Annotated in this window: 16 protein-coding genes; 1 reads left to right on the top strand and 15 read right to left on the bottom strand. The window is 66.1% G+C overall.

The window, feature by feature from the left end; genetic code table 11:
- Positions 1-156 precede the first annotated feature (156 nt).
- Entirely contained in the window at positions 157-336 is a 180-nt protein-coding gene (locus A6F65_RS04890; protein WP_067786455.1) for a hypothetical protein, read from the top strand.
- Here A6F65_RS04890 and pal read toward each other — a convergent pair whose 3' ends face one another.
- The 15 genes from pal to hisB form a co-directional block, all read right to left on the bottom strand.
- The gene (gene pal / locus A6F65_RS04885; protein ID WP_237164888.1) at positions 337-849 is read right to left on the bottom strand and encodes a peptidoglycan-associated lipoprotein Pal; all 513 of its coding nucleotides are present in this window, start codon (positions 847-849) and stop codon (positions 337-339) included.
- Positions 850-911: 62 nt separating this feature from the next.
- On the bottom strand, positions 912-2255 hold the full coding sequence (tolB, locus tag A6F65_RS04880; protein ID WP_067786451.1) for a Tol-Pal system beta propeller repeat protein TolB: 1344 nt from the start codon (positions 2253-2255) through the stop codon (positions 912-914).
- A gap of 3 nt (positions 2256-2258) precedes the next feature.
- Entirely contained in the window at positions 2259-3071 is an 813-nt protein-coding gene (locus tag A6F65_RS04875) for a cell envelope integrity TolA family protein (RefSeq protein ID WP_067786449.1), read from the bottom strand.
- Between the two features lie 10 nt (positions 3072-3081).
- On the bottom strand, positions 3082-3531 hold the full coding sequence (locus tag A6F65_RS04870; protein ID WP_083989234.1) for an ExbD/TolR family protein: 450 nt from the start codon (positions 3529-3531) through the stop codon (positions 3082-3084).
- 3 nt (positions 3532-3534) lie between these two features.
- Positions 3535-4233 carry a protein TolQ gene (gene tolQ / locus A6F65_RS04865; RefSeq protein ID WP_067786445.1) on the bottom strand — a complete coding sequence of 233 codons (699 nt, stop codon included), beginning with the start codon at positions 4231-4233 and terminating at the stop codon, positions 3535-3537.
- Entirely contained in the window at positions 4230-4685 is a 456-nt protein-coding gene (locus A6F65_RS04860) for a YbgC/FadM family acyl-CoA thioesterase (protein WP_067786442.1), read from the bottom strand. The genes tolQ and A6F65_RS04860 overlap by 4 nt, the downstream gene beginning before the upstream one ends.
- 110 nt (positions 4686-4795) lie before the next feature.
- A complete protein-coding gene (locus A6F65_RS04855; RefSeq protein ID WP_067790078.1) occupies positions 4796-5173 on the bottom strand; it encodes a histidine triad nucleotide-binding protein in 378 nt (125 codons plus the stop codon).
- Between the two features lie 2 nt (positions 5174-5175).
- On the bottom strand, positions 5176-5499 hold the full coding sequence (locus tag A6F65_RS04850) for a cupin domain-containing protein (protein WP_067786440.1): 324 nt from the start codon (positions 5497-5499) through the stop codon (positions 5176-5178).
- Positions 5496-5810, bottom strand: coding sequence for a phosphoribosyl-ATP diphosphatase (locus A6F65_RS04845; RefSeq protein WP_067790075.1), 315 nt, complete (start codon positions 5808-5810; stop codon positions 5496-5498). The genes A6F65_RS04850 and A6F65_RS04845 overlap by 4 nt, the downstream gene beginning before the upstream one ends.
- A 32-nt stretch (positions 5811-5842) precedes the next feature.
- Positions 5843-6016 carry a PEP-CTERM sorting domain-containing protein gene (locus A6F65_RS12860; RefSeq protein ID WP_157093058.1) on the bottom strand — a complete coding sequence of 58 codons (174 nt, stop codon included), beginning with the start codon at positions 6014-6016 and terminating at the stop codon, positions 5843-5845.
- A 69-nt stretch (positions 6017-6085) separates the two neighbouring features.
- The gene (gene hisF, locus A6F65_RS04840; protein WP_067786438.1) at positions 6086-6847 is read right to left on the bottom strand and encodes an imidazole glycerol phosphate synthase subunit HisF; all 762 of its coding nucleotides are present in this window, start codon (positions 6845-6847) and stop codon (positions 6086-6088) included.
- Entirely contained in the window at positions 6844-7050 is a 207-nt protein-coding gene (locus A6F65_RS13035) for a hypothetical protein (protein ID WP_169817004.1), read from the bottom strand. The genes hisF and A6F65_RS13035 overlap by 4 nt, the downstream gene beginning before the upstream one ends.
- Complete coding sequence (gene hisA, locus A6F65_RS04835) at positions 7047-7772, bottom strand: 1-(5-phosphoribosyl)-5-[(5-phosphoribosylamino)methylideneamino]imidazole-4-carboxamide isomerase (RefSeq protein ID WP_067790071.1); 726 nt, start codon at positions 7770-7772, stop codon at positions 7047-7049. The genes A6F65_RS13035 and hisA overlap by 4 nt, the downstream gene beginning before the upstream one ends.
- A gap of 115 nt (positions 7773-7887) precedes the next feature.
- The gene (gene hisH, locus A6F65_RS04830) at positions 7888-8517 is read right to left on the bottom strand and encodes an imidazole glycerol phosphate synthase subunit HisH (RefSeq protein WP_067786436.1); all 630 of its coding nucleotides are present in this window, start codon (positions 8515-8517) and stop codon (positions 7888-7890) included.
- Between the two features lie 134 nt (positions 8518-8651).
- Positions 8652-9245: an imidazoleglycerol-phosphate dehydratase HisB gene (hisB, locus tag A6F65_RS04825; RefSeq protein ID WP_067786434.1), complete on the bottom strand. Its 594-nt coding sequence runs from the start codon at positions 9243-9245 to the stop codon at positions 8652-8654.
- Between the last annotated feature and the right edge of the window lie 22 nt (positions 9246-9267).

The raw sequence follows: 9267 nt of genomic DNA, 5'->3' as shown, positions 1-9267 counted from the left end.
GGAAACCTTAACCACCGCCTGCCTATAGCGAGGCACGGGCGTCATCGTAACCCCGTCAATCCCGCGAACATCCATCGCATTGCAATTGGTCGGAACCGGAAGTCGTTTCGGCCATTGTGCATTGCAAGGTAGCAAATCAGGACCGACATAGTCCCCATGAGCAAGCAACTCGCCATTTCTGCCGCATTCTCCGTGTTTGCCACGGCGGCGTTTGCGCTCGCCTATGGTCCTTCGCACCTTGGCGGCAGCGAAAAGGGCGCAGCGAATGGCCTCGCCGCGCCCCTTTACGAAGTGAACGCGCCGGACATGCCGGACGCGCCCTTCACCTTCGACTGATCAGTTGATCACCACCGATACGGCGCGGCGATTGCGCGCCCAGGCCTGCGCATCGGAGCCGGTCGCCACAGGGCGTTCCTTGCCATAGCTGATGGTGGTGATGCGGCCTGCATCGACGCCGAGCCCGACCAGGAAGTTCTTCGTAGCATTTGCGCGCCGTTCGCCCAACGCGAGGTTGTAATCGCGCGTGCCGCGCTCATCCGCATGGCCTTCCACCGTGACGCGCGACTGCGGATAGGCGAGGAAATACTGCGCCTGGCTGCGCAGCGCCGCCTGGTCCTGGCTGTCGATATTGTAGCGATCGGTGTCGAAATAGATCGTGTCCTGCCCCTGCATGGCGCGCTGGAAATGGCCCTGCGTGCCCGGTGCCGGGCCCGTGACCGTCGGCGTCGCGGTGGCAACAGCGGTGGGCGTGGGCGTGGGCTGCGGGGGAAGCTGCTCCGGCGCCTTCTTCGAACAGGCGGCCAGGGCGAGCGCGCCAGCGGCGCTGAGCATCAAAGCGTTACGGGTCATGTCGATGGTCACTCCTGAATTAAGCCCCCAAAACGGGCGGGGTCCCCATGCTACCAATGCATTTACGGCAGAACCGGTCCCCAACTAGGATCCGATGCGCCCACAGGGGTCTGCAGGCGGCGTTCGTTGCGGCCGGTGAGGTCCACCTGCCAGATGGATGTCGCACCGGAACCGCGCTCCGTGCGGAAGAACTGGACGATGCGGCCATTGGGGCTCCAGGTTGGTGCCTCGTCCTGCCAGCCATCGGTCAGGTGCTTCAGGCCGCGGCCATTGGGGCTCATCACCCCGACGCGGAAATTGCCGACGATATGCGTGAAGGCGATCTGGTCGCCGCGCGGGCTCCATTCCGGCGTGGCGCAGCGCCCGCCGAAGAAGGTGATCCGGCGCTGGTTGGAGCCATTCGCATCCATCACATAGCATTGCTGCTCGCCCGACCGGTCGCTCTCGAACACGATCTTGCTGCCATCGGGGGAATAAGAACCGCCCACATCGATGCCGGGCGCATCGGTCAGCCGCTCGCTCTGCCCGCCGGTGGCGCGCACGCGGTACACGTCCGTATTGCCTGCCACGGCCATGGAATAGAGGATCCAGCGGCCATCCGGGCTCCAGCGCGGGGCGAAGGTGGGATTGCTGCTCTGGGTCACCAGCGTCTGCTGCCCGCTGCCGACATCGTAGATGTAGATGCGCGGATTGCCGTTCAAATAGCTGAGATAGACGATCTTGGAATAGTCGGGCGAATACCGCGGCGTGAGCGCGGTGGACTGGCCATTGGTGATGAAGCGGTGGTTCGCCCCGTCACTGTCCATGATGGCCAGCCGCTTCACGCGGGCGTCCTTGGGACCGGTCTCGGCGATATAGGCGATCTTGGAATCGAAGAATGGATCTTCGCCCGACAGGCGCGAATAGACCATGTCGGCACATTTGTGCGCCGCGCGGCGCCACTGGGCCGGCTCCACGATCCAGCCGTCGCGCGCCAGCTCTTCGGAAAGCGCCACATCGTAAAGATAGCACCCGACCAGCAGCGTGCCGTCCGGATTTGCGCGAACATAGCCCTGCACCAGCATCTCGGCCGAGCGTCCGCGCCACGTCGCATAGGCCGGTGCGGTGATCTGCGGGAAGGACGGGCGCGGCAGGCTGTCAGGGCCCACCGGGCGGAACAGGCCGTTGCTGCGCAGATCGTTGAAGACGACGCGGCCCAGCTCCATGCCCAGCGCCGAAGTGCCGGAGGCGTTTGCGGGCGTCGGCTGGTCGCGGTCCGTGGCGAAGCCGGGGATGGCGATGCCAAGGTCCTGCCAGGCGTTCTCGTCGGTGACGGTGACGTTCAGGCCGCCTTCGTCATCCTCCTGCGCAAGCGCCGGGAGCGGCGCAAAGGCAAGGGCGAAGATAGCGAGTAAGCGGGCAATCATGGGTCAGAGCCTTCTGTCGAAACGGGAATTGATCAGCTTCCACTGGTCGTAAAATTCTTCGGGCAAGTCGAACGGGGCGGCGAGCCGGACTGCGCGGATGGCGCGCTCGCAATGCAGATCGGACTGGGCCGAATTGGACGGGGTCACGCCGCTTTGGTCGACGCAGCTGGGGTTGCCGGACAAGCGTCCGTTCTTGTCCAGCCGGAAGCGGACGATGGTGACCAGCTTCTCAGCATCCGGCCCCTGCGGCGCGGACCAGTGCGGCTTGATCTGGCGACCGATGGCCGCGTTCAGCGATGCGGCCTCTCGCGGACCGAAAGTGGCGGCCGGTGTGCCGCGCGAGGTGCTGCGATCCCCGTCGCTCTCGCCGGGAAGGAAGTCAGCGCCCAGCCGCGATCCGCCGCCAGTGCGGGCCGATGGGGTCGGGCGCGGCGCAGGAGTGGGCGCCGAACGAGCCGGCGTACTCCGCGGCTTCGGTGTGCTGCGGGTGTTGGGCCGTGTGGCGGTACGGGGAGGCTGCGGCTGCGGCCGCGGCACGGGCTCTGTCACCGGCTGCACCGCAGGTTCCGTCACGGGGGCCGAAACGGGCGCTAATACCGGCGCAATGGCTGCGGCGGGCGCTGCGGAAGGGTCCGGCGCGGTGCTTTCCAGCGCGACATCCTCTGCCAGGCTCACCACCATGCGATCGGGCACGGAGATGGCCGCGGGCTCTGTCTGCGCGGCGATATAGAGCGCGATACCGAGCGCCACATGCGCGCCGATGGCGACCGTCAGGCCGGCCCATTCGCTTGGTTGGAAGGTCGCGGTTTGCGCCATTTCTACCGGGCTATGGCTCGACCGATGAACCGCTGGTGACCAGCGATATGGAGTTGAACCCGGCGCGGTTAAGCTCGCCCATCACCGCCATCACGCGGCCATAGTCGAGCGCCTGGTCGGCGCGCAGCGTCACCACCGGCGGTTCGCCCGCCGCGCGGGACAAGCCCTCCAGCGCCTCGGGGAAGCCGCCCACTTCCACCACTTCGCTGTCGATATAAATGAAGCCTTCGCGGTCGATGCTGATCGTCACCTGTTCCGGCTCCGCATCCAGCGGGTTGGCGCGGCTTTCGGGCAGTTCCACCGGCACGCCGGCGGTCAGCAGCGGGGCGGTGACCATGAAGATGATCAGCAGCACCAGCATCACGTCCACGAATGGCGTGACGTTGATTTCGGCCATGGGCGCGCGGCGGCTGGCACGGCCGCGCCCGCGCCGGGCGGAGGAGGCAAGGCCCATTGCCACCGCTCAGCCCCCTTCCAGCTCGCGCCCGATCTGGCCGGACACGCGGTCCGCAAAGCGGTGCAGGCGCGCCTCAAACGCATTCACGCGGGCGCTGAAGCGGTTGTAGGCGATGACCGCCGGGATGGCTGCGAACAGGCCGATGGCGGTGGCGAACAGCGCCTCCGAAATACCGGGCGCGACGACGGCGAGCGAGGAGTTCTCTTGCGCGCCGATCTGGAAGAAGCTGTTCATGATGCCCCACACCGTGCCGAACAGGCCCACGAAGGGCGCGACGGAGCCGGTGGTGGCAAGGAAGTTGAGCCGCGCGGAAAGATTGTCCGCTTCTTCCGCGACCTGCCCCTCCATGGCCATGGACACGCGCTGTGCGGCCCCGGCCTTGTCCCTGACGCGCCCCTTGTCGCTGCTGGCGCGCAGTTCGGCGATGCCGGCGGCGGCCACACGGGCGGAGGCATTGGTGCGACGGTTCTTCTCGCCCAGCAGGCTGTGCGGGTCCTCCGCCTCCATGAAGTCCGCTTCGAAACTGTTGGCGCGGCGCTTCACCCCGGCCATCCGCAGCCAGAAGGATACGATGATCGCCCAGCTCCAGATGCTGGCGATCACCAGGCCCACGATCACCGCCTGCACCACGATATCGGCATCGAGGAACAGCTGCAGCGGATCGAGCCGCGTCGGAGCTGCGGCGAGGAAGGATTGGAATGTCATGCGGGGTCTTTCGCAGGAAGGAGCTTGCTGAATGCTGCACGCCATTCGTCCGGCTGGCGGATCGGGCGGCCTTCGGGGCTGATGAAACCGACGCGCAACGCGCCTTCCACCAGCAGTTCGTCTCCGCGCCAGGCCTGCTGGCGAACCAGCACGCTTGCCGCGCGTATTTCGTCGGCGGTGGAGCGGATGATGATGCTGTCATCCAGCCGCGCGGAACCGCGGTATTTGAGGTTTGCCTCGGTCACCGCATAGGCGCCGTCGCCACGCTCCTGGCTGCCGAGCAGGTCCACGCCCAGTGCGCGCAGCATTTCCCAGCGCGCACGCTCGAACCATTTGAGATAATTGGCGTAATAGACGATGCCCATCACGTCCGTATCCTCGAAATAGACACGCATCGGGAAGAGGAAAGCGGCGCCGTCGAAACGGCCTGTCGCAGGGGCGGGTTGGTCCATTGCCGCCGCAATAGCGGGTGCGCGACTCGCCGCGCAAGGGACATCGACCAAGCGAAGGCAGGAAGCGATGAAGTGCGCGAACGGCCTCCACTTCCGCGCCGATGCAGGACCTAACGCGCGATCATCGGCCCCAGCGGCTCGCCGCCGAACAGGTGGACATGCAAATGCGGCACTTCCTGCCCGCCGTGCTGGCCGATATTGGCGAGGAGGCGATAGCCCGGCTCCACAAGCCCCAGCTGGCGCGCGACATTGCCCACCGCGCGCACGAATGCCGCGATTTCCGCATCCTCCGCATTGAGGCTGAAATCGTCCCAGCTGACATAGCGGCCTTTCGGGATCACCAGCACATGCGTGTCCGCCTGCGGGGCGATGTCACGGAAGGCCAGGGCGTGCTCGTCTTCATACACCTTGTCGCAGTGTATCTCCCCGCGCAAGATCTTCGCGAAGATGTTCTCATCATCGTAAGGTGCGGTTGCGTCTATCGGCATCGTCATTCCCCGCCTTCCGGGCCCCAGAAAACGACCCAAGTGTCAAAATCGTCGCTGAAGTCCACGAAACGATGGTCCATGCCCGCGGGCACGAACAGGCTATCGCCTTCGCCGACCGATACGCGCTCGCCGCCGCGCAGGAATTCGCTGCGACCGCGCCGTATGATGTAGAGCTCATCCTGCGCATGTGGTTGCTGGGTGTCCTCGCCTTCGGGGCGGAACAGTTCGACCGTCATTGTGCCATGGGCTAGTCCGGCAAAGAACGGCTCCGGCGTAGCGGCGAGGCCGCCCTCGAAATCCGCGAGCGTCGCCAGCCAGTCGCTCACCGGGACCTCGCCGCCTTCTCGTCGAGGCCGGAGGTGCCTTCCCGCCGATCCAGCTCGGCCAGGACATCGGCCAGCGCAATGTCCTTTGCGCCGAGCAGCACCAGCAAGTGGAAGAGCAGGTCCGCCGCCTCGCCGACCAACTCCTGACGATCGCCCGCCAGCGCGGCGGTCACCGTCTCCACGGCTTCCTCACCCAGCTTGCGCGCCATCACGGGCAGGCCGCGCGCGTTCAGCTGCGCGACGTAGCTTTCGTCCGGTGCGGCCTTGCGGCGCTGATTTATGGTGTCTTCGAGGCGGTGCAGCGTGTCCATGCGCAGCGGCATGGAAGCGGCGGGGCGGCGCGTCAATCCTCGGGATCGTTCTCGCTGTCGTCCCGGCGCTTCATGGCGAGCCGGCGGCCAAGGATCACCCCGGCCAGACCCAGCGCCATCAGCGTCAGGTTCGAACCTTCGGGAATTTGCGTCGCTTCCGTCCCCGTGGAAGCGGCCGCGATGATCGAGATCAGGGTCGCATACATGCGCTTGTCTGGAGGCCCCGCGGCCCCATTTCGCAAGTGCGAAGAGATTAACGTCCCGCTGCGGGACCGTCAGGCGCGCGCGGGCAAACCGGCGGCGCGCAGGGCGGCATGCGCCTCGCCCACCGTATGCTGCCCGAAGTGGAAGATGCTCGCGGCCAGGACGGCGCTGGCATGCCCCTTGGTGACGCCTTCCACGAGGTGGTCGAGCGTGCCGACGCCCCCGCTGGCAATCACCGGAATGCCGACAGCATCGGCAATCGTCCGCGTCAGCTCCAGGTCGTAGCCGTTCTTCGTCCCGTCCCCGTCCATGCTGGTGACGAGCAGCTCGCCTGCGCCAAGCTCTGCCAGCCGCACGCCATGTTCCAGCGCATCGATCCCGGTTGCGCGGCGACCGCCATGGGTGAAGATTTCCCAGCGGCCCTCGTCCACGCGCTTGGCATCCACGCTGCCCACAACGCACTGGCTGCCCATCGTCTTGGCGATGTCGGCAACCACTTCGGGCCGCTTCACCGCCGCGGAGTTGACCGCCACCTTGTCCGCCCCTGCCAGCAGCAGGCGGCGCGCGTCCTCCACGCTCGCGACACCGCCGCCCACGGTCAGCGGCATGAAGCACACTTCTGCCGTGCGGCGAACCATGTCCACCAGCGTGCGGCGCCCTTCGTGGCTGGCGGAGATGTCGAGGAAGCACAGCTCGTCCGCCCCCGCCGCGTCATAGGCCTGGGCCTGCTCCACCGGATCGCCGGCGTCCTTCAGGTCAACGAAATTGACGCCCTTCACTACGCGCCCGTCGGCAACGTCGAGGCAGGGAATGACGCGGATGCGGACGGTCATAGAGCAAGAACCCGAGAAATGCAGATTGCAATCACGGCGAGCCAGAAAGCGATGGTCCCCCAAAAGAGGACGGGATTGCCTTCCCGCGTGCGGCGCGCTGAGCCGAAGAGGTAGCCGACTTTACCAGTTTTAACAGCAGCCCGAATCTGCAGAATAGAAAGCACGGTAATTGCACCAGCGACAAAGGCGCCCGGATTATTCACCGGTTCGCCATCGCAATCGCGGTCGCGAGGTCCAGTCGACCCTCGTACAGCGCGCGGCCTGTGATCACGCCCTCGATCCCCTGGTCCGCCTGCACGGCGAGCATGTGGATGTCATCGAGCCCCTTCACGCCGCCGCTGGCGATCACGGGGATGTCCACGCTGCGCGCCAGTTCCACAGTCGCCTGCACGTTGCAGCCCTTCAGCAGGCCGTCGCGGCCGATATCGGTGAACAGCAGGCTGGCCACGCCCGCATCCTCGAAGCGGCGGGCCATGTCCTCGACCGGCACGTCCGACACCTCGGCCCAGCCTTCGGTTGCCACCATCCCGCCCTTCGCATCCACGGCGACGACGATGCCGCCTTCCCATTCGCGGGCCATGTCCTTCACGAAATTGGGGTTCTTCAGCGCGGCGGAGCCCATCACGATGCGCGCCACGCCAAGGTTGAACCAGCCTTCCACCGCCGCCGCATCGCGGATGCCGCCGCCCAGCTGCACATATCCGGGAAACGCTTCCACAATGGCTTCGACAGCCTCGCGGTTCTCGGTCCGCCCGGCGAAGCTGCCATCGAGGTCGACGACGTGCAGGTGCTCCGCCCCCGCCTCGGCAAACAGCAGCGCCTGCGCGGCCGGATTGTCGCCATAAACGGTGGCGCGGTCCATATCGCCCTCGGCCAGGCGGACGACTTCGCCGCCCTTGAGGTCGATGGCCGGAAATACGATCATGGGTTTATCCTCTGTGGCCTGGCCGCCCGCGCCCTCCACCCTTCCACCCGGATGGTATCCCGGTAGGCTCCGGGTGGAAGGGTGGAGGGCGCGGGCGGCTTGGCTAGCACACGGTTCAAGGCATCCACTCCAGGAAGCGTTCAAGCAGGGCGATACCATATCGCTGGCTTTTTTCGGGATGGAATTGCACGCCCAGCATGTTGTCTCGCGCCACTGCCGCGACGAGGCCGCCGCCATGGTCCGTCATCGCGGCGATATCGCGGCCATTTTCGGCGGCGAAGTGATAGGAGTGGAGGAAATAGGCCTCCCCTTCCTCGATCAGCTCGCTGCCATCGCCGTGATGCGCATGGACCACATCGTTCCAGCCCATGTGCGGCACCTTGATAGCAGGATCGGTCCGCTCGATCGGCTTCACCTCGCCGGGAATCCAGCCAAGCCCCATGGTCTCGCCATGCTCCAGCCCGCGCGTGGCGAGCAATTGCATGCCCACGCAGATGCCAAGGAACGGCACGCCATCGTCGATCACGCGCTCTTCCAGTGCCTCCACGAGGTCAGGGATCGCATCGAGACCTTTCATGCAGGCCTTGAAGCTGCCGACACCGGGCAGCACGATGCGCTTCGCGCCGCGCACGATGTGCGGGTCGGAGGTAACGGCAACGTGGCCTGCCCCGGCTGCGTTCAGCGCGTTGTAGACAGAATGAAGGTTGCCCGCGCCGTAATCGATGAGAGCGATCGCCTCCGCCATGGCCCTAGCCGACGGATGCGCAGCGACCGCAAGGGCGCCAAAGAGTTCGGGCGCCCGCCCGCAGCGGGGCCGCAGCGAAGCGGAGGCCGTCTAGCGAGGACGCGCGCCCGGATGGGCGTGCGAAAAACAAACGATCAGCCACCAAGCTGCCCCTTCGTGCTGGGTACGGCGCCGCCCTTGCGCGGGTCCACTTCCACCGCAGCGCGCATGGCGCGGGCGAAGCCCTTGTAGAGCGCTTCGCAGATGTGGTGGTTGTTGGTGCCGTACAGCACCTCGCAATGCAGCGTGATGCCCGCGGTCTGGCTGATGGACTGGAACCAGTGCTCGATCAGCTCCGTGTCCCACTCGCCCAGCTTTTCCTGCGTGAACTTCGCGCGCCATTCGAAATGCGGGCGGCCGGAGATGTCCAGCGCCACGCGGGCCAGCGTCTCGTCCATCGGGCTGTAGGCGTGGCCGTACCGCTGGATGCCGCCCTTGTCGCCAAGCGCCTGCGTGATCGCCTGGCCCAGCGCCAGCGCGCTGTCCTCTGTCGTGTGGTGCTGGTCCACATGCAGGTCGCCATCGACCTTCATGGTCACATCGATCAGCGAATGCTTGGAGAATTGCTCCACCATGTGGTCGAGGAAGCCGATGCCCGTTTCGACATCGTATTGCCCCGTCCCGTCGAGGTTCACCTCTACCAAGATCTTGGTTTCGGTGGTGTCGCGGCTGATCCGTCCGGTACGCATGGGCGCCGCTATACGCCTGCGC

Source organism: Paraurantiacibacter namhicola, assembly GCF_001687545.1.
GTDB lineage: Bacteria > Pseudomonadota > Alphaproteobacteria > Sphingomonadales > Sphingomonadaceae > Paraurantiacibacter > Paraurantiacibacter namhicola.
Note: the sequence above shows the minus strand (reverse complement) of the source record. Positions and strands in the feature narration are given on the sequence as shown.

What these genes read in the sequence shown, in the direction of transcription:
- A6F65_RS04855 (WP_067790078.1), bottom strand. Translation starts at nt 5,173, where the DNA reads ATGCCGATAGACGCAACCGCACCTTACGATGATGAGAACATCTTCGCG.
- A6F65_RS04875 (WP_067786449.1), bottom strand. Translation starts at nt 3,071, where the DNA reads ATGGCGCAAACCGCGACCTTCCAACCAAGCGAATGGGCCGGCCTGACG.
- A6F65_RS12860 (WP_157093058.1), bottom strand. Translation starts at nt 6,016, where the DNA reads ATGTATGCGACCCTGATCTCGATCATCGCGGCCGCTTCCACGGGGACG.
- tolQ (WP_067786445.1), bottom strand. Translation starts at nt 4,233, where the DNA reads ATGACATTCCAATCCTTCCTCGCCGCAGCTCCGACGCGGCTCGATCCG.
- A6F65_RS04890 (WP_067786455.1), top strand. Translation starts at nt 157, where the DNA reads ATGAGCAAGCAACTCGCCATTTCTGCCGCATTCTCCGTGTTTGCCACG.
- tolB (WP_067786451.1), bottom strand. Translation starts at nt 2,255, where the DNA reads ATGATTGCCCGCTTACTCGCTATCTTCGCCCTTGCCTTTGCGCCGCTC.
- A6F65_RS04845 (WP_067790075.1), bottom strand. Translation starts at nt 5,810, where the DNA reads ATGGACACGCTGCACCGCCTCGAAGACACCATAAATCAGCGCCGCAAG.
- hisB (WP_067786434.1), bottom strand. Translation starts at nt 9,245, where the DNA reads ATGCGTACCGGACGGATCAGCCGCGACACCACCGAAACCAAGATCTTG.
- hisH (WP_067786436.1), bottom strand. Translation starts at nt 8,517, where the DNA reads ATGGCGGAGGCGATCGCTCTCATCGATTACGGCGCGGGCAACCTTCAT.
- hisA (WP_067790071.1), bottom strand. Translation starts at nt 7,772, where the DNA reads ATGATCGTATTTCCGGCCATCGACCTCAAGGGCGGCGAAGTCGTCCGC.
- pal (WP_237164888.1), bottom strand. Translation starts at nt 849, where the DNA reads ATGACCCGTAACGCTTTGATGCTCAGCGCCGCTGGCGCGCTCGCCCTG.
- hisF (WP_067786438.1), bottom strand. Translation starts at nt 6,847, where the DNA reads ATGACCGTCCGCATCCGCGTCATTCCCTGCCTCGACGTTGCCGACGGG.
- A6F65_RS04860 (WP_067786442.1), bottom strand. Translation starts at nt 4,685, where the DNA reads ATGGACCAACCCGCCCCTGCGACAGGCCGTTTCGACGGCGCCGCTTTC.